The sequence below is a fragment of the Desulfosarcina sp. genome (genome assembly GCF_055467485.1).
Genome location: NZ_JBUOIV010000043.1, coordinates 17,363 through 42,503 on the forward strand (window position 1 = coordinate 17,363; position 25,141 = coordinate 42,503).

Genomic DNA, 25,141 nt, shown 5'->3' on the forward strand with positions numbered 1-25,141 from the left:
CGCGGGAATGAAATGGCCGGAAAGGCCTATATGGGTGGGGTCTCCACGGTCTTGGTTTTTTTGTCGTAGGAAACCTCCATCTGGCCGGGGATCAGGTCATCCCTGGCGAAAATGGTGATTCCGATCGACCGTTTGCTCTCCAGGTCGCTCAGTTCCTTGCGTTTGCGGTTGAGCAGGTAGGTCGCCACCGCGGCGGGCAATTGTGCCGTAACCTGAAGGATATCCGCTTTCAGGGTATCGAGTTTCAGCTTCCTTAAAAAACTCAGCCCCAGAGATTCGGTGGAGGAGACCTGGCCTTTTCCGTTGCAGCGCGAGCAGGTTTCCATGCTGCCAAAATCGATGGATGGCCGCAGGCGCTGGCGGGAGAGTTCCAGCAGGCCGAATTTTGAAATTTTACCGATTTTTACCCGGGCCCGGTCCTGTTTCATGCTGGCGCGAAGGGTCTTTTCCACCTGGTTGCGGTGCTTTTGCTCGCGCATGTCGATAAAGTCCACGACGATGAGGCCGCCTAAGTCACGGATCCTCAACTGCCGGGCAATTTCCGCCGCGGCTTCGAGGTTGGTCATCAATGCCGTCTCTTCGACATTCTTTTTCTGGGTGCCTTTGCCGGAGTTGACGTCGATGGCCACCAACGCTTCGGTGCGCTCCAGCACCACCGATCCACCGGACTTGAGGGTAACCCGGTTGTCGAAAATGGTTGCGATCTGGTCTTCCAGCTGGAACCGGGTGAAAATGGGTTTGTCCGATTTATGGAACTTGACGATGCCGGTCTGTTTCGGCGCAATGATCTGGACGAAGCTTTTCACCTCCTGATGGACGGCTTCGTCGTCGATCAGGATTTCCTTGATGTCGGGGGTGAAGTGGTCGCGGATAGAGCGGACGGCAAGGTTTCGATCCTTGTAAAGGGCGGAGGGTGCCTGCGCCTTCACGGCCCGGGCGGTGATGCTTTTCCACAGGCGCAGCAGGTATTGGACATCCTTGGCCAGCATGGTCTTGGTGCAACCCTGGCCGGCGGTTCGGATAATAATGCCGAATCCATCGGGCAGGTCCAGCTTTTCAACGATTTCCTTGAGCCGTTTGCGCTCGGTTTCCTCTTCGATCTTGCGCGAGATGCCCCGGCTGTCGCTTCCCGGCATCAGCACGGCATAGCGTCCGGGCAGGGAAATGAAGGTGGTGAGCATGGCCCCTTTTTTCATGATGGGGTCCTTGGTCACCTGCACCATCAACTCCTGGCCACGCTTCACGAGGTTCTGGATGGTGTTACCGTTGGCCGGTGGGCCCTGATAATAGTCGCTGTGGATCTCCTGCTTTTGTAAAAAGCCGTGACGTTCGCCGCCAAAGTCCACGAACACGGCCTGAAGACTGGGTTCGATGCGGGTGATCACACCTTTGTATATACTGCTGTGCAGAATTTCCCGGGCTGTGCTTTCAATGTGAAATTCTTCCAGGCGGCTGTCTTTGACGATGGCGAGGCGAACCTCTTCAGAGTCAACAGCATTGATGAGAATTTTACTAGTCATTAGGTGACGGTTCTGTTCCTTCCGCTTTTGGTTGACGATGTTAAATTCGTATAAATAAGGAATTGTTACAATCAAGTCAACGGATTTTTAGGCAATATCCATAAAAAGCCGGGTCAGCGAAAACGATCACCGTCCGGCCGTTGACCGGCCGGAGCCGCTATAAACCCCGGCAAACGACGGCAAGAAGGGCGTTTCCGGTCTGTCGGACGGCCACAACGGCTCTTGATCTTTACCGGGCTTTATGGCATGAGGATGCACGTTGGCCATACTAAATTAATAATGTTCGCAAGAAGATAGGACGATTCATGGATTCACGTTACGATCCCCAGACCATCGAAACAAAGTGGCAGAACCGCTGGCACAACGACCGGCTGTTCAATGTCGTCGAGAAGCCTGACCAGAAAAAATACTACCTGCTGGAGATGTTTCCCTATCCATCGGGTAAGATCCATATGGGACATGTGAGAAATTACACCATCGGAGACGTGGTGGCCCGCTACAAGCGGATGCGCGGATTCAATGTCCTGCACCCCATGGGCTGGGATGCCTTCGGCATGCCGGCTGAAAACGCGGCCATTGCCAACGACACCCATCCGGCCAAGTGGACCTATGAAAATATTGACGCCATGCGGACCCAGCTTAAACGGCTGGGATTCTCCTATGACTGGGATCGGGAACTGGCCACCTGTCGTCCGGAATACTACCGCTGGGAGCAGTGGCTTTTCCTCAAGATGGTCGAACGGGGCATGGCTTACCGCAAAGAGTCCTATGTGAACTGGTGCGAACCCTGCCAGACCGTGCTGGCCAACGAGCAGGTGGAGGCGGGGTTGTGCTGGCGCTGCGGCAAACCGGTGCGCCAGAAGAAGCTGTGGCAGTGGTTTTTCAAGATTACCGACTTTGCCGAGGACCTGCTGGTCCATTGCGACATGCTTCCCGGCTGGCCGGAAAAAGTGACCACCATGCAGCGCAATTGGATCGGGAAAAGCGTCGGCGCGGAGATTCGATTTCCCGTGGCGGACAGCGAGGCGGTCATCAGCGTGTTCACCACGCGCCAGGACACGGTCTTCGGAGCCACGTTCATGTGTCTGGCACCGGAGCACCCGCTGGTTCCCGAACTGGCGGCTGGAACGGACCAGGAAGCCTCCGTGGCGGCTTTTGTCGAGCGCATCTCCCTTCAGGACCGCTCCACCAAGGCCATCGAAAGCTATGAAAAGGAAGGCGTCTTCACCGGCGCCTATTGTATCAACCCCATGAACGGCCGCAGAATGCCCATTTATACGGCCAACTTCGCCCTGATGGAGTACGGTACCGGCGCCGTCATGTCCGTGCCGGCCCACGACCAGCGGGATTTCGATTTCGCCCGCAAATACGGCCTGCCCGTTATCGTGGTGGTCAGCCCTCAGGACGAGGAACTTGACGGCAGCAGCATGAGTGTTGCCTATACCGGCGACGGCACCATGATCAACTCCGGGGAGTTCAACGGATTGGGCAACCGGGATGCCATGGAAGCCATTGCGGCATTCATGGAAAAAAACGGTATCGGCAAAAAGACCATCAGTTTCCGGCTGCGGGATTGGGGCATCTCCAGACAGCGTTACTGGGGTGCGCCCATCCCCATGATTCACTGCGGCAGTTGCGGCATCGTTCCCGTACCCGAGGCGGACCTGCCCATCGTGCTGCCCGAAGACGCCGGCCTGCTCGACGGCGGACGTTCGCCGCTCCCCGTGCTGGCGGCTTTCAGCAAGGTCCGTTGCCCTCAGTGCGGGCGGGACGATGCCCGGCGGGAGACCGACACCATGGACACCTTCGTGGAGTCCTCTTGGTATTTTGAGCGCTACTGCAGCCCCCGTTGCGATACGGCCATGTTCGACACGCGGGCGGTCGATTACTGGATGCCGGTGGATCAGTATATCGGCGGTGTGGAGCATGCCATTTTGCATCTGCTCTACTCCCGCTACTTTACCCGGGTGCTCGAATCCCTGGGGCTGGTGACGTTCAAGGAGCCGTTTACCCGGCTGCTCACCCAGGGCATGGTCTGCAAGGAGACCACTGCATGCGAGGAACACGGCTTCCTTTTTCCCGAACAGGTCGCGGAAGACGGCGACGCCCGGCGGACCTGCCTGCAATGCGGCAAGCCGGTGGTGATCGGGCGGGTGGAAAAGATGTCCAAGTCCAAAAAGAACGTCATCGACCCGAACATTTTGCTCGACGAATTTGGGGCCGACACCACCCGGCTGTTTTGCCTGTTTGCCGCGCCGCCCGAACGCGATCTGGAATGGAGCGAGCAGGGGGTAGAGGGCAGTTTCCGCTTCCTCCAGAAGGTCTGGCGTTTGGCCGACCGCTGGCTGCCGCTGCTTGACGATGGCGAACCCGGCCCAAAGGACGTCCAGGGGTTAAATGAACCCTTCCGGGAACTCTATCGAAAGACCCATGAAACCATCAAGCGGGTCACCCAGGATATCGAGGATCGATTCCATTTCAATACGGTCATCAGCGCTGTCATGGAACTGGTCAACGCCATGCAGGCCATCGATGAATCCGAGTCGGATCGCGCCGGGAATCGGACCATGCGGTTTGCCCTGGAGACGGGCGTCCTGCTGCTGTCTCCCATTGTCCCCCATTTCTGCGAGGAGTTGTGGGAGGCCCTTGGCCACACGGACAGTATTTTACTGAGTCGCTGGCCGCGATTCGACGATGCGGCCACGGTAAGAGCGGAAGTCGAGGTGGTGATCCAGGTCAACGGAAAACTGCGCAGCCGGTTCTCGGCCGCTCTGGATACGGATGACAAGACGCTGAAGCAACGGGCCATGGCCGACGAGCGAATCCTCCGGTTCATCGACGGAAAACCCATTAAAAAAGTGATTACCGTAAAGAATAAACTGGTTAATATCGTAATATAAAAAAGTGTTAAGCGTTAAGTTTTAAGTGTGAAGTTGGGGATGCGAGATTCTATTTAACATGTCTGCGGTAAATAAAATCGGCACCTGTTTTCCCTCTGATCGATAGTATTCCTCAATTTAATCACTTAACCACTTTAAGCTTAAAAATTTTTCCATCCGGAGAAGTTGATGGTAAAGTGGACGATATATGCATGCATGACCGCAACCCTGACGGCTTGGATGTTCGGCTGCGGCTACCACTTCGCCGGCAGCGGGGAATTTCCGGCCGGTGTATCCCGGGTCTTCATACCCATTCTGGAGAACCGGTCTGCCGAAAGCGGTGCGGAGAGCATCTTCACCAACGATCTGATCTATGAATTCACCCGGAAACGCAAGGAAAGTTTGGCCCAGGAACGTGCTTCGGCCGATAGTATCCTGACCGGCACCATCGTTTCACTCTCGGTGGAAAATATTGCCCGCTCCACCGTCTCGACTGCGGTGGAGCGGCGTGTGACCGGCATACTGAGCCTGCGGCTGGAATCTCCTGAGGGTCGTATACTCTGGGCCTCGGGGAATCTCGTTGAGCGCCAGGCCTATTCGGTTGTGGATGGAAATAAAACGGCAACGGATCAGAACAAGTCCGATGCCATTGCCGTCGTATCGCAAAAACTGGCTGAATCCGCCTTCAACCGCCTGACGGATGATTTCTGATGCTTGGGGAACCGCGCTCCTGCAGTCTAAACACGTCCGGAAACGAGCATGCACCGCCGCTTCTTCATGACTGCGGGGGGCGTTACGGGTCAGGCTTGCTGAGCGTTGACCAGTCGGTTGAGACGGGAAATCTTGCGGGAGGCGGTCTTTTTATGGAGCACCCCTTTTTTCGCCGCTTTGTCGATGGCGGATTTGGCTGCGTTAAGATGCTCAACGGCATTTCCCGCATCTTGAGTCACGGCAAGGCGCACATCCTTGACCACGTTTTTTACCCGAGTTTGAACCGCTTTGTTCCGCAGGCGCCGACGCTCATTCTGCCCGGCGCGCTTCAATGCTGATTTATGGTTGGCCACCTTCTGTTACTCCTTTCGGAAATTTATTGGGAAAACACAAAACTTCCTGATATCCAAAAAAATTGGGCAAGTCAAGGGTTATTGTGCCTTCCATTCAAGACCAGGATCCTATGTATTCCGACGCCAGGCACCAGGTAACAAGTGAGAACCGCCATGTCACCCGTGCCGCCGGTGTGGTGGGCGTGGCGACCCTGCTCAGCCGGGTCTTCGGCTATATTCGGGATATGGTTCTGGCTTCTTTTTTTGGCGCCGGGATGACGGCGGATGCCTTCATCGCCGCCTTCCGGATTCCCAACCTGATGCGCCGTCTGTTCGGTGAAGGATCGTTGAGCCTTGCTTTCGTGCCGGTGTTTACGGATGCCATGGCCAGTGAGGATCGTAAGGATGCCCTGCGCCTGGCCGGTAGTTCCCTGAAGCTGTTGCTGATTTGCCTGTCGGTAATTGCGATTGCCGGCGTGGTCGCGGCACCGGTCATTGTCCAAACGGTGGCACCGGGGTTTGCCGAACCCCCGGAAAAAATGGCCCTGACGGTACTGCTGACCCGCATTATGTTTCCTTATGTGATTCTCATCGGGCTGGTGGCCCTGTGCATGGGGATTCTCAATGTGCTGGGGCATTTTGCGGCTCCTGCGGTTGCGCCGGTATTTTTGAATGTGGCCATGATCGGCGCTGTTTTTTGCGTATCCCGGTTTTCGGATTCGGAAACGGTGCGCGCTATGGGGCTGGCCGTTGGGGTGCTGGTGGGCGGGATGTTTCAATTGGCGCTTCAACTGCCTTTTCTGGTGAAATACGGTGTCCGGTTCTGGCAGCGCTCCGGGCTGTGGCACCCACGGATGAAAACCGTCGGCCTCCTCATGCTCCCCGCTATTTTCGGAGCGGCGGTCTATCAGATCAATATCCTGGTGGGGACCTTGCTGGCCTCATTGCTTCCCGAGGGCAGCGTTTCCTACCTTTACTACGCCGACCGTCTGGTCCAGTTCCCTTTGGGTATCTTCGGCCAGGCGGCGGCCACGGCTGTGCTGCCCAGTCTGTCGCGACAGGCGACCAGAGGCGACCTTGCCGGGATGGGTGAGACGTTCTGTCACTCTATGAGCCTGGTACTGTTTCTGACCATCCCGGCCATGATCGGACTGATCATTCTGCGTGAACCCATCGTGGCGCTGCTGTTCCAGCGGGGTGCCTTTGACAACCAGGCTGCACGATTGACCGCAGATGCCCTTTTGTATTATGCTTTGGGGCTGTGGGCCTTCGCTGCGGTGCGTATCGTGGTTTCAGCCTTTTACGCCATGCAGGATACCCGCACACCGGTAATCAGTGCCATTTTTTCTATCGCGACCAACATCCTTTTGGGTATGGCCCTCATGGGTTCGATGCTGCACTGCGGACTGGCCCTGTCCACCGCGCTCTCCTCCATTGTGAACCTGGCGCTCCTGGTGTATGTATTGAGAAAGAGGCTCGGAGCGATCCGGTGGCGGCTCATTTTTTCCAGCTGCCTGAAGACGCTGGCCGCATCGGGACTCATGGCTGTCGGTGTGGTGCTGACCAGCCGGTTTTTCATCCCGCCTGGAACCGCAACGGACAGTCTGCGGCAACTGGTGGGAATCAGCGCCGGCATCCTCGGCGGTGTCGCTATCTTTTGCGCGGCGGCCTGGGTGATGAAGGTCCCGGAATGGCAAAAAGTGATGGTGTTGATCAAAAGGAGTCTAAACCGGTCATGAACCGTCGCCGGAAGATCATCGTTGCAGGGGCCGTGGTTGCCCTGTTCAATCTGATGCTGTTGATCGTCTTTGGCGACAACGGCCTGGTGGAATTGCACCGGTTGCGGGTAAAGGAGCAGACCATGGTGCAGCAAAACGAGATACTGGCCAGGGAGAATGTCAGCCTGTATCGTACCATCGGGCGGCTGAAGAACGATCCAGTATTCATCGAGAGCGTGGCCCGCAATGAACTGGGCATGATCGGCAAAGAAGATGTAATCGTTATTCTCCCGGGCTCCACGGGGCAAAGGAAATGATATGGAAAGCACAGGGGACAAGACTTTTTATACGGTGACGATGGCCCGCGTTTACGCCGATCAGGGCAGATATGAGCAGGCCGCCCGGATCTACCGTTATCTGTTGGATCAGACCCCCGATCGGCCGGATCTCAAGCAGGCGCTGGAGGCGGTGACATCCATGCTGCCAGATCCCCCGGGTGACTGGCATGATATTTCCGGTCTGATCGAGCGGTGGGTTCGCCTGATGGTCAGGCGCAATGCAATCCGGCGCCTTCAACAATGCCGCGTTCAAAATAAGTGATCTGAGTGACATGAAAAAAAGCGTTCTGCATGGTAAACCGATCGTTCTGGGTGTATGCGGCGGAATCGCCGCCTATAAAAGCGTAGAGCTTCTCAGGCGGCTGGTGAAGCTGGGGGCCAGCGTACGGGTGATCATGACCCGCAGCGCCACCCGATTCGTCAGTCCCATGACCTTCGAGGTGCTGTCGGAAAACCAGGTGTGTGTCGATCTTTTCGGCGCCACGGATGACGCGGCCATCCGGCATATCGCATGGGCGGAAGCGGCCCATGGCGTGATCATCGCGCCGGCTACGGCCAACATGGTGGCAAAACTGGCCCATGGCATCGCCGACGATGCCCTGAGCACCTTCATGCTGGCGGTAACCTGCCCGGTAATGATCTGCCCCTCCATGAATTCAAACATGTTCGAACACCCTGCCCATCGACGCAACCTTAAACAGATCGAAGCTGACGGCTACCACATTCTGGCACCCGGCGAAGGATCGCTGGCCTGCGGTACGGTGGGGCCGGGCCGGCTGCCGGAGCCCGCAGCAATCGTGGACCGGCTGGCCAGCTTCCTTACGCCCGACGACCTTACCGGTAAAAATGTATTGGTCACCGCCGGGCCAACCCGGGAAGCCATCGATCCGGTTCGGTTTATCAGCAACCCCTCTTCCGGAAAGATGGGCTACGCCATTGCCCGGGCCGCTGAATACCGTGGTGCCCGGGTAACCCTTATCACCGGTCCCGTGTGCCTAGATCCACCACAAAACGTCGAGGTGGTGCCGGTCGTCACCGTCGACGATATGGCCGCCGCCGTTTTTGACCGCCTCGACCAATCCCACGTGGTCGTGAAGGTGGCGGCGGTTTCCGACTATCGGCCCGTCAACGCCGAGCCCCACAAGATTAAAAAGCGTCAGGACCGCCTGCAACTGACCCTGGAGCGCACCACGGACATCCTGAAAACCGTCGGGCAGCGGAAAAAACATCAGATTGTTGTGGGGTTTGCCGCTGAGACCCGGGATATGGAAACCCATGCGTGGAAAAAACTGGAAGAGAAGCATCTGGACATGATTGCCGCCAATCTGATCGGACCACCCGATTCCGGATTCGCATCCGATACCAACCGCATGACCCTTTTTTTTGCAGACGGCCGAAAAGAGATCCTCGATGTGATGGACAAGGATGCGGTTGCCCACCTGATCCTCGACCGTGTGGCCGACCTGGTCCAAAAGAGAGACGTTTCCTGAGATCACCGAATCCATGACGCTTTTGAACAAGCTGTCCTTTACGAGAGCCGAGATGCCTGCCGACGCGCCACATTACCAAATCATCCGGGACATTCGTAATGCGCTGTGTTATCTTAAGCGAAGCGGATGTACCGGTTTTGACGCCAGCGAGGCGGGCCTGAAGATCCTGAATCAGCTGGGACTGCCACCTCCACCCTATGGTGCAACAATGGGTCGGGAAACTCTGGAAGCGGTCTGCACCGACCTGGGCGACTGTACCCGCTGTGTGCTTTGCGAATCGAGGACCCATATCGTGTTTGGTGAAGGCAGCCCCAACGCGCAAGTGGTATTCGTGGGTGAAGGACCGGGATTCGACGAAGATAAATGCGGCCGGCCCTTTGTCGGCAAAGCCGGGCAGCTGCTGACCAAAATCATAGCTGCCATGGGGCTGACCCGGGAGACAATATATATCGGCAACATTGTCAAATGTCGGCCCCCGAACAACCGGAATCCGGAACCCGAAGAGATCCGCCAGTGCCTGCCGTTTCTCAAGCGCCAGTTGGCCGCCATCAATCCGCACGTGATCTGTGCACTGGGAAGTGTGGCCGCCCGGGCCTTGCTGGAAACCGAGACGCCCATCTCCCGCCTCCGGGGGCGGTTCCACGAGTTTTCGGGTATTCCGGTGATGCCGACCTTTCACCCGGCATTCCTGCTGCGCAACCCGGAAAAGAAAAGAGAAGTGTGGGAAGATGTCCAACAGATCATGAAAATGCTGGAATAGCAGCGGCCCATGCCCCTTTCCCGCCTTCGAGGGGGGTTGATATGAGAAAACGATCCTTCACCGTCAGCCTGTTCGTTGCACTGTTGCTTCTGCTGTCGATGCGTCCGGTCGATGCCGGTTCCGCACCGGTCTATCTGGTTCGGATCACCGGCGCCATTTCTCCCGCCAATGCCGATTTTCTGGACTCGTCCATCCACCGGGCCAACACGGAAGGCGCCGGCTGTCTCATCGTGATGCTTGACACCCCCGGCGGCCTGGCCGAATCCATGCGCAAGATGGTCATGGCTATCTATGAGAGTCGGATCCCGGTGGTCGTTTTCGTGGCGCCGTCGGGCGCCCGGGCGGCATCCGCCGGTGTGATGATCACCATGGCCGCCGACGTAGCCGCCATGGCGCCGGGGACCCACATCGGAGCCGCCCACCCGGTCAACGCCGGCGGCAAGGATCTGGGAGAAACCATGGCCGAGAAGATCACCAACGACATGGTGGCCTTTGTGAAAAGCATCGCCGAAAAGCGTGAGCGAAACATCGAGTGGGCCGAAAAGGCGGTGCGTGAAAGCGTGTCGGTGACGGAAACCGAAGCCCTTGAGAAAAGGATTATCGACCTGGTGGCCCGGGATGTGGACGACCTCGTCGTCCAGATCAACAGCCTCGATATCAAGGGGAAAGGGCCTGTCGACATCGACCCGGCCAATCGGATCTGGATTGCCGAATCGATGAGAACCCGGATACTCAAAGCCCTCAGCGACCCCAATATCGCCTACATTTTGATGATGATCGGCTTGGCCGGCCTCTATTTCGAGTTGTCCCATCCGGGCGTTATCCTGCCGGGGGTCATCGGCAGCATCGCCCTGATCCTGGCCTTTTACTCGTTCCAGACCCTGCCGGTAAATATTGCCGGCGTCCTGCTGATCCTGCTGGCCCTGATCTTTTTTATCATGGAGATGAAAATCGCCAGCTACGGCCTGCTCAGCGTGGCGGGCCTGATCAGCCTGCTGTTGGGGTCGGTGATGCTTTTTGAACGGTCGGGCGGGCGAATCGGTATTTCCTGGACCGTCATGCTGCCGACCATCAGCCTCGTCGGGGGCTTTTTCGTCGTGGTCGCCGGCTTGGTGTTTCGCTCGAGAATCCGTAGACCCATGACGGGGGAGTCGGGACTGATCGGTGAAACCGGTGTGGTGAAAACACCCTTGACACCCACAGGCCGGATTCAGGTTCACGGTGAGCTGTGGCTCGCCCGGTCCCGCATGCCGTTGAACGCCGGTCAGCGGGTCCGTGTGACGGCGGTGGACGGCCTGACCCTGGAGGTGGAGCCGGAGGTGTCGGCCGCCGTATCGAAGGGGATTACGCCATAGCCGGCGGTACCGGACAGATGCGCTCCGAACAGTTCTCACCGTCTGCTTGTCATCCGCGCAATCAGTCGCCCAGCCGGGCCAAAGGAGGAATCCATGCTACCAACCATCGGTGCAGTTGTTCTGGTCGTTTTTTTTCTTTCCGCCGCCCTCAGGATCCTGAACGAATATGAACGGGGAGTCATTTTCCGCCTCGGCCGGGTCATCCAGGCCAAGGGGCCGGGGTTGATCATCCTTATTCCTATCGTTGACAAGATGGTCAAGGTGAGTATGCGGTTGGTGGCCATGGATGTGGATCCCCAGGACGTGATTACGTTGGACAACGTGTCTGTAAAAGTCAACGCGGTCATCTATTTTCGAGTGATCGGTCCCATCAAGGCCATTGTGGAGGTGGAAAACTATTCCTATGCCATCGCCCAGCTGGCACAGACCACCCTGCGCAGCGTCTGTGGCCAGGCCGAACTGGACGAACTCCTGTCGGCCCGGGAGAAGATCAACGCCAAGCTTCAGGAGATTCTGGACACCCACACCGACCCCTGGGGCATCAAGGTGGCCAACGTGGAGCTCAAGCACATCGACCTGCCCCAGGAGATGCAGCGGGCCATGGCCAAGCAGGCCGAGGCCGAAAGGGAGCGACGGGCCAAGGTGATCAACGCGGAAGGCGAATTCCAGGCTGCCGACCGCCTGGCTGCGGCGGCCAGGATCATCGACCAGTATCCCACCGCCATCCAGCTGCGCTTCCTGCAGACCATGCGGGAGATGTCCGCCGAGCACAACACGACCACCATTTTCCCGCTGCCCCTGGATCTGTTCCGGCCATTCATGAAGCTGGTGGAAAAGGAAGACAAAGCGTGATCCCTATTGACACACTCGGTGGGATGGGACTACTAAAACAGTTTTTGATGAAGATCGTGCAGGTTTGGCGGGGTGCCCGTGGCACCCATGATCGGGGCTTTGTCCGTTAATTCATGAAAGGAGACTGGATCAAATGACCAAAGGTACGGAAGGCGCAGAAAAACCGTTGGACAAGATGACCGTCAAGGAACTTCGTGAAGTCGCCCATGAAATACCGGACCTCAAGGGCATTCACGGCATGAATAAGCAGGACCTGCTCGATGCCGTCAAGGCGCACCGGGGTATCAAGGAAGAAAAACCCAAAAAAGCCAGTCGGTCGCTTCGACAGATCAAACAACATATCCGGGAACTCAAAGCCCTGAAACAGGAAATCGCCTCAGAAAAAGACCGTAAGAAATCCAGCATCCTGCGCCGCCGGATCTCGCGCTTGAAGAAAAAGACACGCAACGTGGCCTGACGGGCCGACAGTTGTGGAACCAGGAAGGACCGATGATTGATCCGGCTGCACTTGCCTTTGACATCGATGGCGTAATCGCCGACACCATGCACCTGTTTCTGGACATCCTCAAGGATCACTACGATGTCCACACGGTGCGTTACGACGACATCACCTGCTACCGGCTGGATCATTGCCTGGATATCGACGGCGAGGTTCTGGAGGGGGCGGCGGCCCGGATTCTCGACGGGGGATACCGGGCGGTTCTGAAACCCATTCCCGGCGCCGCAACGGTGCTGAGGCGCATCGGCGAGACGACGGGGCGCATTTTGATGGTGACGGCGCGGCCCGAGCCGGGTCCCATCGAGGCATGGATGAACCAGCTGCTCGACGGTCAGCATCACCGGGCCAGAATCGTGGCGACCGGTTCATTCGAGGCCAAAACCGATGTGCTGCTGGAAAACGGCATCAAGTGGTTTGTGGAAGACCGCCTGGAAACCTGCCACCTGCTCAACGCTGCCGGCATCACACCCGTCGTGTTCAACCAACCGTGGAACCGGGAGCCTCATGATTACTTTCAGGTGGAATCGTGGCAGGCGCTCGAACAACGGATAGCATTCCCATGACGCGGACCGGGCTCTTAGAGCAAATCGATTTTTTCCTGCAGGCCCTGGCTTCGGAAAAAGGCTACTCCACTCACACCATCCGGGCCTACGGCCATGATCTGGCGGAGTTTGCCGGCTATGCCGCCCGCGAGGCAGGCTTGTCCGCTGAAGGAGAAGCGGACAAGCGGTCGCTGGGCGTTGACGATATCGACAACCTGACGGTCCGGGGGTACCTGGGGCTTCTGCACCGCAAGAACGAAAAGGTTACCATTGCCCGGAAACTGTCGGTCCTTCGATCCTTTTTCCGTCACCTGGTGAAACACCGGCTGACCGATGAAGATCCCACGGCCGCCATCCTGACGCCCAAGCACAGCCGGCGGATGCCATCCTACCTGTCTGTCGACGACATGTTTCGCCTCTTGGATCAGACGGCTGACGACACCGTATTGGGACTGCGCAACCGGGCTCTGTTTGAAACCCTATACGGATCGGGAATCCGGGTGTCCGAGCTGACTGGACTGAATGTGTTCGATGTCGATTTTTCCTCGGGATGTCTGCGGGTGTCGGGAAAAGGGGGCCGTGAACGAATCGTGCCGGTGGGTGAAAAAGCGCTGAAGCGTATTCAGATCTACCGCGATCGGCTTTTTGCCGAGGCGGGTATCGGCATGGCGGTCGATGGCCCGCTCTATTTGAATAAAAACAAAGGCCGGTTGAGCTCACGTTCCGTAGCCCGGATTCTGGAAGCATTGATTCGCAAGTGCAGTCTGGCGGTGCCGATTTCCCCCCACGGCATCCGGCACAGTTTCGCCACCCACATGCTGGATGCGGGGGCGGATTTACGCACCGTTCAGGAACTGCTGGGCCACAAGAGCCTCTCAACCACCCAAAAATACACCCATGTAAGCATTGACCGGCTGATGGCGGCCTACGACAACGCCCACCCCAGGCGATAGAAAGGATCCGGGTTTAATTCATGACCCATCAACCCCGTCAACCTTCACCGCGATTCCGCGGTACCACCATCCTGGCTGTGCGATCGAAGGACAAGGTGGTCATGGCCGGTGACGGCCAGGTGACCCTGAACAACACGGTCATCAAGCACAACGCCCGCAAGGTTCGGCGCATATACAACGACACCATCCTGGTAGGGTTTGCCGGTGCCACTGCGGACGCCCTGACCCTGACCGAGAAACTGGAACAGAAACTGGAGCGCTACAACGGTAACCTGACCCGGTCGGCCGTTGAACTGGCCAGAGATTGGCGGGCGGACAAGTACCTGCGCCGTCTGGAGGCCTTGATGATTGCCGCGGACGACACGTCCATGCTGCTCATATCGGGAAACGGGGATGTCATTGAACCGGACGAGGGCATTGTGGCCATCGGATCTGGCGCTGTGGCCGCCCAGGCGTCGGCAACGGCCCTTTTCCATCAGACCGAACTGGACGTGCGCCGGATTGTCGAGGTGTCCATGCAAATCGCCGCCTCCCTGTGCGTATTCACCAACGATCGTATCACCATTGAAGAGCTCTGATCCATGAATGACCTGAAACCCGTCGATATCGTCGCTGAACTGGACAAATACATAATTGGTCAGAATGATGCCAAGCGCTCCGTGGCCATTGCCCTGAGAAACCGATGGCGACGCCAGCAGGTGCCTGATTCGCTCAGGGACGAGATCGCCCCCAAGAACATTATCCTGATCGGCCCCACCGGGGTGGGCAAAACGGAAATTGCCCGGCGTCTATCGCGGCTCAGCGACTCACCGTTTTTCAAGGTCGAGGCATCCAAGTTCACCGAGGTGGGATACGTGGGTCGGGATGTGGAGTCCATGGTCCGTGACCTGCTGGAACTGACGGTCAACGCCGTTCGTGCGGCCGAACAGGAGGCGGTCACGGACAAGGCCTGGCGCATTGCTGAAGAGCGGATGTTGGACCTGCTGCTGCCCAAGGCCGATCGGGGCCGGGCGGAGGCTGCCGGAGAAGGCGGACTGGAGGTGGTCAACACATCCGCCGACGCGGCCTCATCCACGCGGGAGAAGCTGCGCAAGATGCTGCAGGCCGGAAAAATGGACAGTCGTTATGTAGACCTGGACGTGGCCGAGCGAAACACGCCCATGGTTGAGATTTTCTCTAACGTCGGCATGGAGGAGATGGGATTCAACTTCAAGGATATGCTCGGTTCCCTGCTGCCCAAGAACACCCGCCGCCGCAAGATCAAGGTGCCCGAAGCCATGAAAACCATGGCGGCTGAGGAGGCCCAGAACCTGGTGGACATGGACACGGTGATCCAGGACGCAATCGCCAAGGTGGAGCAGTCCGGCATCATCTTTCTGGACGAGATCGACAAGATTGCGGGCAACGGCAAAGGGCACGGTCCGGATGTCTCCCGGGAGGGGGTACAGCGCGATCTGTTGCCCATTGTGGAGGGGTCCACGGTGAATACCAAGTACGGTCCGGTGAAGACCGACCACATCCTGTTTATCGCCTCCGGTGCCTTTCACACCATCAAGCCGTCCGACCTGATCCCGGAGCTCCAAGGACGGTTTCCCATCCGGGTGACCCTGGATGCGCTGAACCGCCGGGATTTTGTCCGCATTTTGACGGAACCGAAGAATGCGCTGCTGCTCCAGTATATCGCCTTGCTCAAGACGGAGGGGGTGGAACTGGTCTTCTCCGACAATGCGGTCGAAAAGATTGCCGAGATTGCCGAAGAGGTGAATGTTCGCACGGAGAATATCGGTGCCCGTCGCCTTCATACCCTCATGGAACGCCTGCTCGAAGACATCCTTTTCGATGCACCCGATGTGCAGGATTCCCACCTGACCGTGGATGAAGCATACGTTGGCCAAAAACTCAAGGCGATCAAGGATGATGAAGACCTGAGTCGCTATATCCTCTAAAGATCAATGTTAAATCTTAAATGATTAATCGTGGATTGATTGGGTTTTTCTTTGGAAACATCCATTCAAAATTAGATAAGGAACCACCATGACAGCAGACCCCACCCCCCCCCACTCGACCGTAGCGGACATCCTCATCGAGGCGCTGCCCTATATCCGCAAGTTCTCCGGGATGACTGTGGTGGTGAAGTACGGCGGCCACGCCATGGTCGACGAGCAGCTGAAAACCGATTTCGCCCGGGACATCACCCTGCTCAAGTTCATCGGCCTCAATCCGGTGGTGGTTCACGGCGGCGGCCCGCAGATCAACCGGGTCCTGGACCAGATGGGTATCCGTCCCCAGTTCGTGCGGGGTATGCGGCTCACCGATGGCCCGACCATGGACGTGGTGGAGATGGTGCTGGGCGGAAAGGTGAACAAGAGCATCGTGGCCCAGATCAACCAGCAGGGAGGCAGGGCCGTGGGGCTGAGCGGCAAGGACGGCGGGCTCATCGAAGCCAAGAAGATGCGCATCCTCCATCAGGGCGATGCGGGAAGCCCACCCGAGATCATCGATCCGGGAATGGTGGGTGAAGTGACCCGGATTGACCCCCAGATCATCCACACCCTCTCCGAAAAGGGGTTCATCCCCATCATTGCCCCGGTGGGCGCGGGTGCGGGAGGGGAAACTTACAACATCAATGCGGATCTGGTGGCCAGCCACATCGCCACGGCTCTGTCTGCCGGCCGGCTGGTCCTGCTCACCGACGTGGATGGCGTGATGAATGCCGACGGCGAACTGATCTCCTCCATCGATGCGGCCACCATCGGCCGTATGATCGCTGAAGGCAGCATCAGCGGCGGCATGATCCCGAAGATCGAAAATGCCCTTTTTGCCCTGAAAAACGGCGTGGAAAAGGTGCCCATCATCAACGGCAAGCGCCGTCACGCCATACTGCTGGAGTTGTTCACCGATCGGGGTATCGGCACGGAGGTAATAGAATAGTAGATAAGCTGGTAAGCGTGGAGCACAAAGCTCAAAGCCGAACCCGGAACACGGAATTCAATAACCAGAACCCACAAACAGAGACCTGAAAGATGACAGAGACCATTATGCGGACGGCGGACCGGGTGATTGCAGCGACCTACAAGCGGTTTCCCGTCGTTATGGAACGGGGCCAGGGATGCACGCTCTGGGATACTCAGGGCCGCCGTTATACGGACTTTGTCGCCGGCATTGCCGTGTGCAATTTGGGCCATGCCCACCCGCGCATTGCCGATGCGGTGGCCCGCCAGGCCGGGCAGCTGGTGCATGTGTCCAACCTTTACTACACCATTCCCCAGACCGAGCTGGCCAGCCTGCTGGTGGAGCACAGTTTTGCAGACCGCGTTTTTTTCGGTAACTCCGGTGCGGAGGCCAATGAAGCCGCCATCAAGCTGGCCCGGAAATTTTTTAAAGACGACCGTCAGCCGGAACGGTTTCGCATCGTTTCCATGGAAAAGTCCTTTCACGGGCGAACCATGGCCACCTTGTCCGCCACGGGCCAGGATAAGATAAGGCAAGGATTCGACCCGGTGTTGGAGGGTTTTTCCTTTGTGCCTTTCAACGACATCGAGGCCCTGAAGTCGGCTGTCGACGACCATACCTGTGCCGTGATGCTGGAACCCATCCAGGGGGAGGGGGGCGTCCGCTGCCCGGACCCCGGTTTCCTCCAACAGGTTCGTGCGCTCTGCGACCAGCGGGGCGTGCTGATGATCCTTGACGAGATCCAGACAGGCATGGGCCGGACCGGAACCCTCTTCGCCCACGAACAATACGGGGTGACGCCGGATATCATGACCCTGGCCAAGGCGCTGGCCAACGGTCTTCCCATCGGCGCCATGCTGGCCACCGAACGGGTGGCGGCCGCTTTCGGCATCGGCGCCCACGCCTCCACGTTCGGCGGGACCCCCCTGGTGGCGGCTGCCGCGGCAGAGACCCTGAAGATCATGATTGCGGAACAAATCGTGGATCGGGCCCGAGAAACCGGGGACTATTTCAAGGATGCACTCCAACGGCTCAAGAGTCGTCACCCGTGTATCGCCGATGTGCGGGGCAACGGGCTGCTGCTGGGTATTCAGCTGGACAGGCCAGCTGAAGGACTGGTGCCGGTCTTGATGGAAAAAGGTTTTTTGGTCAACTGTGTTCAGGGGGACATCCTGCGGTTTGTTCCTCCCCTGATCATCCGCAAAAATGAAATTGACGCGCTGGTCCAGTGTCTGGATGAGGTGCTGACGCGATAGCGAGCCGTTTCCAAAATGCCCCATGTCGACCACTATCGGCGTAGGCCCCCCATTTCATTCCTCGACATACCATTAGGTATGCCTCCGGTTGAAATGATCGTCCGCCTTGATCGTGGTCGAACGGCAACGTATTGAACCCGGCTCGATGAATCCGATTTACCATTTAGAAGGAGAAAAGAAACAGTGACTGAAAAGATCAACAAGGTGGTGCTGGCTTACTCGGGCGGTTTGGATACATCGGTGATCCTGAAATGGCTTATCGAAACCTACGATTGCGAGGTGGTTACCTTTTCCGCTGACATCGGCCAGATCGATTCTTTGGAAAACGTCGAGGCCAATGCCATGAAGACCGGTGCCGTCAAGGCCTACGTGGATGACCTTAAGGAGACTTTTGTCAAAGATTATGTCTTCCCGGCGTTTCGGGCCAACGTCATTTACGAAGGTCAGTATTTGATGGGGACATCCATCGCCCGACCGCTCATCGCCAAGCGGCAGATGGAGATCGCCGCCCTGGAAGGCGCCGATGCGGTCAGTCACGGCGCCACCGGCAAGGGCAACGACCAGGTCCGCTTTGAACTGGGCTATTACGCCATCGATCCGGACATCAAGATCATCGCGCCCTGGCGCGAATGGGACCTGAATTCCCGGACCGCGCTGATGGCCTTCGCCGCCGCCCACGGCATCCAGGTGCCCACCACCCATGCCAAACCTTACAGCACCGACGGCAACCTGCTGCATATCAGTTACGAGGGCGGTATTCTGGAAGACCCCTGGGCCGGTCCACCTGACGACATCTTCACCATGACGGTCTCGCCCAAGGATGCCCCGGACACGCCCGAGACCATCGAGATAACTTTCGCCAACGGCGATCCGGTGGCGGTGAATGGCACCATGCTTTCACCGGCCAACCTGTTGGCCGAGTTGAACCGCCTGGGCGGCAAACACGGCATCGGACGCATCGACATCGTGGAAAACCGGTTCGTGGGTATGAAGTCCCGCGGGGTTTATGAAACGCCGGGAGGCACCATTTTACGGCAGGCACACATGGCCATGGAGTCGATTACCATGGACCGTGAAGTGGTGAACCTGCGCGACTCGCAGATTCCGCGGTATGCCCAGCTTATCTATAACGGGTTCTGGTTCTCCCCGGAGATGGAGGTGCTGCAGGGCATGATCGACAGCACCCAGAAAACCGTTTCCGGCGTGGTGCGCCTGGAGCTGTACAAGGGCAACTGCATCGTCCGCGGCAGAAAGTCGGACCACTCGCTTTACAGTGAGGCACACGCCACGTTCGAGGACGATGATGTTTACCGCCAGGCGGACGCCGAAGGCTTCATCCGTCTCAATGCCCTGCGGCTCCGCATCCGTAAACTCATGCAGCGGAAAGGGTAGGCGTCGATTATGGCTGAAAAACCCTGGGACGGACGGTTCTTGGAGAAAACGGACAAAAGCGTGGAGGCGTTTACGGCCTCCATCGCCTATGACTGCCGGCTATACCCGTACGACATCGCCGGCAGCATCGCCCACTGTAAGATGCTGGCCAAGGTCGGTATCATCACCGATGAAGAGGCCAGTGGACTGGTGGAAGGGCTGGGCACCATCAAACGGGAACTGGATCGGGGCGAGTTCGTCTTCGACGACAGCCTGGAAGACATCCACATGCACATCGAGGCCCGGCTGCTTCAAGTGGCGGGGAAGGTGGCGCAGAAGCTGCACACCGCCCGCAGCCGCAACGACCAGGTCGCCCTGGACGTGCGCATGTACCTGCGCGACGAGACGCACCGGACCATCGATCTCCTGCAGACCCTGCGGACGGTGCTGGTGGATCTGGCCAACGGTCACCAGGATGTGGTCATGCCCGGCTACACCCATACCCAGCGAGCCCAGCCGGTGCTCTTCGCCCATCACATGATGGCCTATTACGAGATGTTCACCCGGGACCAGGCACGCTTTTCCGACTGTCTGGCCCGCATCGACGTGATGCCGCTGGGCGCCGCGGCCCTGGCCGGGACCACGTATCCCATCGACCGGCACTATGTGGCCAAGCTGCTGGACTTTCCCCGGGTAAGCGCCAACAGCATGGATGCGGTGTCAGACCGAGATTTCGCCATGGAATTCCTTGCGGCCGCCAGCATCTGCATGGTTCATCTGAGCCGGTTGTCCGAGGAGTTCGTTTTGTGGTCCACATCGGAGTTTGGCTTTATCACCCTTTCGGATGCATTTGCCACGGGCAGCAGCATCATGCCCCAGAAAAAAAACCCGGACGTCCCGGAACTGGTCCGTGGAAAAACCGGTCGGGTGTTCGGCGCGCTGGTGGCCCTGCTCACCCTCATGAAAAGCCTGCCCCTGTCCTACAACCGGGATATGCAGGAAGACAAGGAGCCGCTCTTCGATGCCGCGGACACGATCAAGGCCTGCCTTACCATCAACATCCAGATGATCCCCCGGATTACCGTGAACCGAGAGATCATGCGCAAGGCCGCATCCGTCGGATTCCTCAACGCCACGGACATGGCCGATTATCTGGTGAAGCAGGGCATGCCCTTTCGAAAAGCCCACGCCTGCGTCGGAGGCGCCGTGGCCTGCGCCCTGGAAAAGGGCAAGGAACTGGACCAACTGACCCTGGATGAACTCAAATCATTCTCCCCCCTGATCAAGGCGGATATCTTCGATCACCTGACCCTGAAGGTCATGATCGACCGCCGGCAGAGCCTGGGTGGAACGGCAACGGAAAACGTGGCCCGGTCGATTGCGGAAGCCAGAAAGGCGCTGGCCGGTGAAACGAACGGCGACTGAACGACCGGCGGTGGGATGGCCGCGTAAGACAACCGGTGGGATCCTGGCCGGACTTTTTTTGCTGCTCGGCGTTGGTTATACCGGGTGCGGAGTCAAAGGCCCCCCGCTGGCACCCCGTCAGCAGCCGGTAACGGCGGTACTGGATCTGGCATACACGTTGGCCGACCAAACCATTGCACTGACCTGGCGTCTGCCTGGGCCGCTTTCCGGTAGGCAGGCAACGCACGCGGTATTCGTTCTCCAACGCTCCCGGACCGCCTTGGGTGAATCGGACTGCGACGGCTGCCCCCTGGTATTTGAAAAAGTGGCCACGATTCCATACGTTAGTACGCCGTCCAACCGGTTTTCTACGGACGCTCCCCTGGAACCCGGTTATCGCTATGTGTTCAAAGTGCGCCTGGAGATGGACGGCGCTGCCGGGACTGATTCAAACGCTGTGAAGGTGGACCCTCTGCCCGACATGCCATCCGGAACGACGGAGACCCCATGAAAACCATCCCCTTTTTTAAAATGAGCGGCAGCGGCAATGATTTTATAGTTATCGACAACCGGGATGCGGTGGTGGCCGAATCCCAGATGAAGCGCCTGGTCATCGGGGCCTGCCGCCGCAAGATGTCGGTCGGTGCCGACGGCATGATTTTCATCGAATCGTCGGTGAGCCTTGATTTTAAGTGGCGCTTTTTCAACGCCGACGGCAGCCTGCCGGATATGTGCGGTAACGGCGCCCGCTGCGCGGCCCGTTTTGCCTTCCTGAACGGAATCGCGGGTCGGCAGATGGCCTTTGAAACCCTGGCCGGAACGATTGAGGCCACCGTGGGCGACGACACCGTGAAGATCCGCATGACCGAGCCGGGGGATATTCAGACCGGAACCATTTTGGACATAGAGGGAACGCCAGCGACCGTCGGCAGCGTGAACACCGGTGTGCCCCATGTCGTAATGGTCGTTGACGACATCGAAGCGGTGGATGTGGTTAAAGCGGGGCGGCTTATTCGTTATCACCCGACGTTTGCCCCTGGCGGCGGCACCAATGCGAATTTTGTGTCTGTAAAGGAAAACGGGACGATTTTCATCCGTACCTATGAGCGCGGCGTCGAGGATGAAACCCTGGCCTGCGGAACGGGAAATGTGGCTGCAGCGCTGATCCTGGCCCATGAACAGGGTTTGGCCTCGCCGGTTACGCTGACGACCCGCAGCGGGGGGAAACTGACGGTTCATTTCAACAAACAAGGCGGCCGCTTCCAGGATGTGTTCCTGGAAGGCGACGCGCGGGTGATTTACCGCGGCGACCTGTGGGAGGAAGCATGGCGGCCGTGAAGACGGATCACGCCGTGTTCGTTTCCATCGGGTCCAACCTGGGCGGCAAACTGGACAACTGCCTGAGCGGCATCGCCGCCCTGACCGAATCCGGCGAATCGTCGCTTGCGGGGGTCTCCCGGTTTTACCGGACATCGCCGGTGGACTACGCGGACCAGGACTGGTTCGTCAATGCAGCCATAGAAATCAGGACAACGATGGCGCCGCTGGCTCTGCTGGATAAACTGGTTGCCATTCAGCGCCGGATGGGGAGAAAAGCCGATGCCGTCCGGTTCGGTCCGCGGGTGCTGGATCTGGACATCCTGTTATACGACGACCGGGTCATCCGCATGCCGAGGCTGACGATCCCGCATCCGCGCATGCACAAAAGAGCCTTTGTCTTACAGCCCATCTGTGATATAAACCCGTCGATCATTCATCCGGTGCTGGGACAGACGGTCGCCGATCTGCTCAGCCACCTTGACGATGAGGACCAGCGGGTCATTCCACTGGAGGACCAACCCACACTGTTGTAGGACTTTGGATGGTTCATCGGGAACGGCAGAGGGAACCGGCCGCATGGCAGCACCGCGACGACCGCTAACGCAGCCCACATTAACTTTCGCAACTCTTATGCAAGGCAGGCCGCCGTGAAACTGCTTCTGCTGATCATCATCGCCTACCTGGCCTATCGGGTCGTCAAATCGTGGGTGATGCGAAATCTGCAGGCCCCTGACCAGAACGGGGCCCGCCACCCCAGCATCGATGATGTGATGGTCAAGGACCCGGTGTGCGGGATTTACTTCCCCCAGCGGGAAGGGGTGGCATTAAACCACGGTGGGCAGACGATCCTGTTCTGCTCCGCGGCCTGCCGTGACCGGTATTTGAAGGAACCGAAGCACGAATAACGCCATCGCGACTGACCGTTGTTCGCGCACATTGCACATGATGAAAAAGCATCTACAATCAGGCGCACAGAATCCGGCATTGCCGATTAACAGGTGATACTCAGGAAGGAATCCGAATATGAAATTTTTTATTGATACCGCCAATGTTGATGAAATCAAAGAGGCCCTCAGCATGGGCATGGTGGACGGGGTGACGACCAACCCGTCGCTGATCGCCAAAGAGGGGCGCGTTTTCGAAGAGGTCATCAAGGAGATCAGTGAGATCGTCGACGGCCCCATCAGTGCCGAGGTGATCAGTCTGGAGGCCGAGGGGATGGTCAACGAGGGACGGAAGTTGGCTAAAATCCACAAGAATATCGTCATCAAGGTGCCCATGACCGTGGATGGCCTCAAAGCGACCCGCCAGCTTGCCCAGGAGAAGATCAAGACCAACGTCACCCTGATCTTCTCTCCACTTCAGGCATTGATGGCGGCGAAGGCCGGGGCCGCTTATGTGAGCCCTTTTGTCGGGAGGCTGGACGACCTTTCGCAGGACGGCATGCAATTGGTTGAACAGATCGTCGAAATTTTTTCCAACTACGCCTACGATACCGAGATCATCGTGGCCAGCATCCGCAATCCCCTGCATGTGCTGGACGCGGCCCTGGCAGGAGCGGATATCTCAACCATCCCATTCAACGTGCTGAACAAACTGGCGGCTCACCCGCTGACGGACAAGGGCATCAGTGCCTTCCTGGCCGATTGGAACAAGGCCCAGAAATAGCGGTTGAACCGGTAACCGGACCGATTGGACCATCAATCTGACGCAAATGAAAAACGAGCGAATCAACTCATTTCTCACCCATCCCAACACGCTGACGCTGTTCAGGGTCATCTCTGTGCCGATCATCGTGCTGCTGCTGATGGTACCCAACCGCTTCACGGCGCTGCTGGCCGGTATTATTTTCAGTGCCGCCGCCATCACCGACTATTTTGACGGATACCTGGCGCGTCGATACGGGCTGGTCTCCAATCTGGGAAAAGTCATGGACCCGGTGGCAGACAAACTGCTGGTTTCCTGCTCGCTGATCATGCTCACCGCCCTGGGATGGATGCCTGCCTGGATCGCCTGCATCATTATCGGGCGCGAACTGGCCGTTACGGGGCTCAGGAACATCATTGCCCAGAATAAAATTGACGTCTCCGCGTCCAGCCTGGGCAAATACAAGACCGGCTTCCAGATTGCTGCCATTATTCCCCTGATGTTTCATTATCCGGTCTTTGGATTGGACTTTCAAGCGGTAGGTATGGTTTTCCTCTGGGGAGCCCTGATATTCACCCTCTGGTCGGGGACGGATTACTTCCTTCGGTTCAGAAAATTACTCCGCGGCTGAAATTTTCTGTTGACATGGAGACCATTAATTTATAAAAGTGCCACTTCAACTGAGCGGGAATAACTCAGTGGTAGAGTGCGACCTTGCCAAGGTCGAAGTCGCGGGTTCAAATCCCGTTTCCCGCTCCATTTTTTTTTATACGGGCGGCATAGCCAAGTGGTAAGGCAGAGGTCTGCAAAACCTCCATTCTCCGGTTCAAATCCGGATGCCGCCTCCATTACCGCATTAAGGGCTTTCAGGGTAATTGAGCATCCTGGAAGCTTTTTTTGTTTGGGTCGCCTTAATCCGCCTTCGGCGGACGAGGGTTTAATTCCCCGCCCCTTGGGGTGATTATAATTTTCCGCTGGATACCCCGTTGCCTGCAGCGGGGTAGTTCATTTTCCAAATCAACCCACCTGCCGGTTTAGGCGACCGTTGCCGATGGTCCCAAACTCCATTCGCGCCATCCAGAGCCACGCCAGCGGATTGCAAATTCGACCATAAACCTGCCGGCCTCTATCCTTTTTATAACCGTTAACCGGAAATCCAAGTCACCTGCTTCGCAGGGGAACATTGACTTTAAATTACAATTTTGAAATACGAATTTCAGAGATGAAAGAAATTGATTCCCA

General features: G+C 57.8%; 27 protein-coding genes and 2 tRNA genes. 26 read left to right on the forward strand and 3 right to left on the reverse strand.

Translation table 11 applies throughout. The annotated features are described in order from the left end of the window. Nucleotides 1-26: 26 nt before the first annotated feature. Complete coding sequence (locus ACZCED_RS17750) at nucleotides 27-1,520, reverse strand: Rne/Rng family ribonuclease (protein WP_464861334.1); 1,494 nt, start codon at nucleotides 1,518-1,520, stop codon at nucleotides 27-29. Between the two features lie 305 nt (nucleotides 1,521-1,825). Between ACZCED_RS17750 and leuS the strand changes: the two genes are divergently transcribed. Further along, nucleotides 1,826-4,420 carry a leucine--tRNA ligase gene (gene leuS / locus ACZCED_RS17755; protein WP_462969595.1) on the forward strand — a complete coding sequence of 865 codons (2,595 nt, stop codon included), beginning with the start codon at nucleotides 1,826-1,828 and terminating at the stop codon, nucleotides 4,418-4,420. 168 nt (nucleotides 4,421-4,588) lie between these two features. Continuing rightward, nucleotides 4,589-5,110, forward strand: coding sequence for an LPS assembly lipoprotein LptE (lptE, locus tag ACZCED_RS17760; protein ID WP_462969596.1), 522 nt, complete (start codon nucleotides 4,589-4,591; stop codon nucleotides 5,108-5,110). An 89-nt stretch (nucleotides 5,111-5,199) separates the two neighbouring features. On the opposite strand, the gene rpsT is transcribed toward lptE, so the two are convergent. After that, nucleotides 5,200-5,463, reverse strand: coding sequence for a 30S ribosomal protein S20 (rpsT, locus tag ACZCED_RS17765; RefSeq protein ID WP_462969597.1), 264 nt, complete (start codon nucleotides 5,461-5,463; stop codon nucleotides 5,200-5,202). 110 nt (nucleotides 5,464-5,573) lie between these two features. Here rpsT and murJ point away from each other — a divergent pair, with 110 nt between their 5' ends. The 24 genes from murJ to ACZCED_RS17885 all read left to right on the forward strand — a co-directional run bounded on the left by murJ (nucleotide 5,574) and on the right by ACZCED_RS17885 (nucleotide 24,747). Further along, nucleotides 5,574-7,181: a murein biosynthesis integral membrane protein MurJ gene (gene murJ, locus ACZCED_RS17770; RefSeq protein WP_464861335.1), complete on the forward strand. Its 1,608-nt coding sequence runs from the start codon at nucleotides 5,574-5,576 to the stop codon at nucleotides 7,179-7,181. Beyond that, on the forward strand, nucleotides 7,178-7,477 hold the full coding sequence (locus tag ACZCED_RS17775) for an FtsB family cell division protein (RefSeq protein WP_462969599.1): 300 nt from the start codon (nucleotides 7,178-7,180) through the stop codon (nucleotides 7,475-7,477). Before murJ ends, ACZCED_RS17775 begins: the two co-directional genes overlap by 4 nt. Before the next feature lies 1 nt (nucleotide 7,478). Continuing rightward, entirely contained in the window at nucleotides 7,479-7,760 is a 282-nt protein-coding gene (locus tag ACZCED_RS17780; RefSeq protein WP_462969600.1) for a hypothetical protein, read from the forward strand. Between the two features lie 10 nt (nucleotides 7,761-7,770). After that, on the forward strand, nucleotides 7,771-8,988 hold the full coding sequence (coaBC, locus tag ACZCED_RS17785) for a bifunctional phosphopantothenoylcysteine decarboxylase/phosphopantothenate--cysteine ligase CoaBC (RefSeq protein WP_462969601.1): 1,218 nt from the start codon (nucleotides 7,771-7,773) through the stop codon (nucleotides 8,986-8,988). Between the two features lie 52 nt (nucleotides 8,989-9,040). Continuing rightward, complete coding sequence (locus ACZCED_RS17790) at nucleotides 9,041-9,748, forward strand: uracil-DNA glycosylase (RefSeq protein ID WP_464861336.1); 708 nt, start codon at nucleotides 9,041-9,043, stop codon at nucleotides 9,746-9,748. Between the two features lie 41 nt (nucleotides 9,749-9,789). Then, the gene (locus tag ACZCED_RS17795; RefSeq protein ID WP_464861337.1) at nucleotides 9,790-11,103 is read left to right on the forward strand and encodes an NfeD family protein; all 1,314 of its coding nucleotides are present in this window, start codon (nucleotides 9,790-9,792) and stop codon (nucleotides 11,101-11,103) included. Between the two features lie 93 nt (nucleotides 11,104-11,196). Further along, nucleotides 11,197-11,955, forward strand: a complete 759-nt coding sequence (locus ACZCED_RS17800) for a slipin family protein (protein ID WP_464861338.1) — start codon at nucleotides 11,197-11,199, stop codon at nucleotides 11,953-11,955. A 133-nt stretch (nucleotides 11,956-12,088) separates the two neighbouring features. Further along, a complete protein-coding gene (locus tag ACZCED_RS17805; RefSeq protein ID WP_462970586.1) occupies nucleotides 12,089-12,412 on the forward strand; it encodes a transcription termination factor Rho in 324 nt (107 codons plus the stop codon). Between the two features lie 32 nt (nucleotides 12,413-12,444). Continuing rightward, nucleotides 12,445-13,017: a 5' nucleotidase, NT5C type gene (locus tag ACZCED_RS17810; RefSeq protein ID WP_462970587.1), complete on the forward strand. Its 573-nt coding sequence runs from the start codon at nucleotides 12,445-12,447 to the stop codon at nucleotides 13,015-13,017. Then, nucleotides 13,014-13,949: a tyrosine recombinase XerC gene (locus ACZCED_RS17815; RefSeq protein WP_462970588.1), complete on the forward strand. Its 936-nt coding sequence runs from the start codon at nucleotides 13,014-13,016 to the stop codon at nucleotides 13,947-13,949. Before ACZCED_RS17810 ends, ACZCED_RS17815 begins: the two co-directional genes overlap by 4 nt. A 20-nt stretch (nucleotides 13,950-13,969) precedes the next feature. Continuing rightward, nucleotides 13,970-14,527 (forward strand): ATP-dependent protease subunit HslV, encoded by a 558-nt coding sequence (gene hslV / locus ACZCED_RS17820; RefSeq protein WP_462970589.1) that lies wholly within the window; start codon nucleotides 13,970-13,972, stop codon nucleotides 14,525-14,527. Between the two features lie 3 nt (nucleotides 14,528-14,530). Beyond that, nucleotides 14,531-15,895, forward strand: coding sequence for an ATP-dependent protease ATPase subunit HslU (hslU, locus tag ACZCED_RS17825; protein WP_464861339.1), 1,365 nt, complete (start codon nucleotides 14,531-14,533; stop codon nucleotides 15,893-15,895). 88 nt (nucleotides 15,896-15,983) lie between these two features. Beyond that, on the forward strand, nucleotides 15,984-16,880 hold the full coding sequence (gene argB / locus ACZCED_RS17830) for an acetylglutamate kinase (RefSeq protein WP_464861340.1): 897 nt from the start codon (nucleotides 15,984-15,986) through the stop codon (nucleotides 16,878-16,880). Nucleotides 16,881-16,972: 92 nt separating this feature from the next. Continuing rightward, on the forward strand, nucleotides 16,973-18,157 hold the full coding sequence (locus tag ACZCED_RS17835) for an acetylornithine transaminase (protein ID WP_462970592.1): 1,185 nt from the start codon (nucleotides 16,973-16,975) through the stop codon (nucleotides 18,155-18,157). 183 nt (nucleotides 18,158-18,340) lie between these two features. Then, nucleotides 18,341-19,549, forward strand: a complete 1,209-nt coding sequence (locus ACZCED_RS17840; RefSeq protein ID WP_462970593.1) for an argininosuccinate synthase — start codon at nucleotides 18,341-18,343, stop codon at nucleotides 19,547-19,549. Between the two features lie 9 nt (nucleotides 19,550-19,558). Continuing rightward, nucleotides 19,559-20,953, forward strand: coding sequence for an argininosuccinate lyase (gene argH / locus ACZCED_RS17845; RefSeq protein WP_464861341.1), 1,395 nt, complete (start codon nucleotides 19,559-19,561; stop codon nucleotides 20,951-20,953). Next, entirely contained in the window at nucleotides 20,934-21,443 is a 510-nt protein-coding gene (locus ACZCED_RS17850) for a hypothetical protein (protein WP_462970595.1), read from the forward strand. The genes argH and ACZCED_RS17850 overlap by 20 nt, the downstream gene beginning before the upstream one ends. Next, nucleotides 21,440-22,270 carry a diaminopimelate epimerase gene (dapF, locus tag ACZCED_RS17855; protein WP_464861342.1) on the forward strand — a complete coding sequence of 277 codons (831 nt, stop codon included), beginning with the start codon at nucleotides 21,440-21,442 and terminating at the stop codon, nucleotides 22,268-22,270. The genes ACZCED_RS17850 and dapF overlap by 4 nt, the downstream gene beginning before the upstream one ends. Continuing rightward, nucleotides 22,258-22,785, forward strand: coding sequence for a 2-amino-4-hydroxy-6-hydroxymethyldihydropteridine diphosphokinase (folK, locus tag ACZCED_RS17860; RefSeq protein WP_464861343.1), 528 nt, complete (start codon nucleotides 22,258-22,260; stop codon nucleotides 22,783-22,785). The genes dapF and folK overlap by 13 nt, the downstream gene beginning before the upstream one ends. Nucleotides 22,786-22,899: 114 nt before the next feature. Next, nucleotides 22,900-23,157: a hypothetical protein gene (locus ACZCED_RS17865; RefSeq protein ID WP_462970598.1), complete on the forward strand. Its 258-nt coding sequence runs from the start codon at nucleotides 22,900-22,902 to the stop codon at nucleotides 23,155-23,157. Between the two features lie 118 nt (nucleotides 23,158-23,275). Continuing rightward, the gene (gene fsa, locus ACZCED_RS17870) at nucleotides 23,276-23,920 is read left to right on the forward strand and encodes a fructose-6-phosphate aldolase (protein WP_462970599.1); all 645 of its coding nucleotides are present in this window, start codon (nucleotides 23,276-23,278) and stop codon (nucleotides 23,918-23,920) included. 46 nt (nucleotides 23,921-23,966) lie between these two features. Next, nucleotides 23,967-24,530: a CDP-diacylglycerol--glycerol-3-phosphate 3-phosphatidyltransferase gene (gene pgsA, locus ACZCED_RS17875; protein WP_462970600.1), complete on the forward strand. Its 564-nt coding sequence runs from the start codon at nucleotides 23,967-23,969 to the stop codon at nucleotides 24,528-24,530. Between the two features lie 53 nt (nucleotides 24,531-24,583). Further along, nucleotides 24,584-24,658: transfer RNA gene (locus ACZCED_RS17880), tRNA-Gly, on the forward strand. Nucleotides 24,659-24,672: 14 nt separating this feature from the next. Next, nucleotides 24,673-24,747, forward strand: a tRNA-Cys gene (locus ACZCED_RS17885). 186 nt (nucleotides 24,748-24,933) lie between these two features. On the opposite strand, the gene ACZCED_RS17890 is transcribed toward ACZCED_RS17885, so the two are convergent. Next, a partial coding sequence (locus ACZCED_RS17890) for a hypothetical protein (RefSeq protein WP_464861344.1) occupies nucleotides 24,934-25,141 on the reverse strand: 208 nt, incomplete at its 5' end.

Bases quoted from the DNA above. Each gene is read 5' to 3' on its own strand.
- argB (WP_464861340.1), top strand. From the start codon at position 15,984: ATGACAGCAGACCCCACCCCCCCCCACTCGACCGTAGCGGACATCCTC.
- ACZCED_RS17810 (WP_462970587.1), top strand. From the start codon at position 12,445: ATGATTGATCCGGCTGCACTTGCCTTTGACATCGATGGCGTAATCGCC.
- ACZCED_RS17750 (WP_464861334.1), bottom strand. From the start codon at position 1,520: ATGACTAGTAAAATTCTCATCAATGCTGTTGACTCTGAAGAGGTTCGC.
- leuS (WP_462969595.1), top strand. From the start codon at position 1,826: ATGGATTCACGTTACGATCCCCAGACCATCGAAACAAAGTGGCAGAAC.
- coaBC (WP_462969601.1), top strand. From the start codon at position 7,771: ATGAAAAAAAGCGTTCTGCATGGTAAACCGATCGTTCTGGGTGTATGC.
- hslU (WP_464861339.1), top strand. From the start codon at position 14,531: ATGAATGACCTGAAACCCGTCGATATCGTCGCTGAACTGGACAAATAC.
- folK (WP_464861343.1), top strand. From the start codon at position 22,258: ATGGCGGCCGTGAAGACGGATCACGCCGTGTTCGTTTCCATCGGGTCC.
- ACZCED_RS17795 (WP_464861337.1), top strand. From the start codon at position 9,790: ATGAGAAAACGATCCTTCACCGTCAGCCTGTTCGTTGCACTGTTGCTT.
- ACZCED_RS17790 (WP_464861336.1), top strand. From the start codon at position 9,041: ATGCCTGCCGACGCGCCACATTACCAAATCATCCGGGACATTCGTAAT.
- fsa (WP_462970599.1), top strand. From the start codon at position 23,276: ATGAAATTTTTTATTGATACCGCCAATGTTGATGAAATCAAAGAGGCC.
- hslV (WP_462970589.1), top strand. From the start codon at position 13,970: ATGACCCATCAACCCCGTCAACCTTCACCGCGATTCCGCGGTACCACC.
- dapF (WP_464861342.1), top strand. From the start codon at position 21,440: ATGAAAACCATCCCCTTTTTTAAAATGAGCGGCAGCGGCAATGATTTT.
- ACZCED_RS17800 (WP_464861338.1), top strand. From the start codon at position 11,197: ATGCTACCAACCATCGGTGCAGTTGTTCTGGTCGTTTTTTTTCTTTCC.
- ACZCED_RS17835 (WP_462970592.1), top strand. From the start codon at position 16,973: ATGACAGAGACCATTATGCGGACGGCGGACCGGGTGATTGCAGCGACC.
- ACZCED_RS17775 (WP_462969599.1), top strand. From the start codon at position 7,178: ATGAACCGTCGCCGGAAGATCATCGTTGCAGGGGCCGTGGTTGCCCTG.
- ACZCED_RS17805 (WP_462970586.1), top strand. From the start codon at position 12,089: ATGACCAAAGGTACGGAAGGCGCAGAAAAACCGTTGGACAAGATGACC.
- ACZCED_RS17780 (WP_462969600.1), top strand. From the start codon at position 7,479: ATGGAAAGCACAGGGGACAAGACTTTTTATACGGTGACGATGGCCCGC.
- murJ (WP_464861335.1), top strand. From the start codon at position 5,574: ATGTATTCCGACGCCAGGCACCAGGTAACAAGTGAGAACCGCCATGTC.
- argH (WP_464861341.1), top strand. From the start codon at position 19,559: ATGGCTGAAAAACCCTGGGACGGACGGTTCTTGGAGAAAACGGACAAA.
- lptE (WP_462969596.1), top strand. From the start codon at position 4,589: ATGGTAAAGTGGACGATATATGCATGCATGACCGCAACCCTGACGGCT.
- ACZCED_RS17815 (WP_462970588.1), top strand. From the start codon at position 13,014: ATGACGCGGACCGGGCTCTTAGAGCAAATCGATTTTTTCCTGCAGGCC.
- pgsA (WP_462970600.1), top strand. From the start codon at position 23,967: ATGAAAAACGAGCGAATCAACTCATTTCTCACCCATCCCAACACGCTG.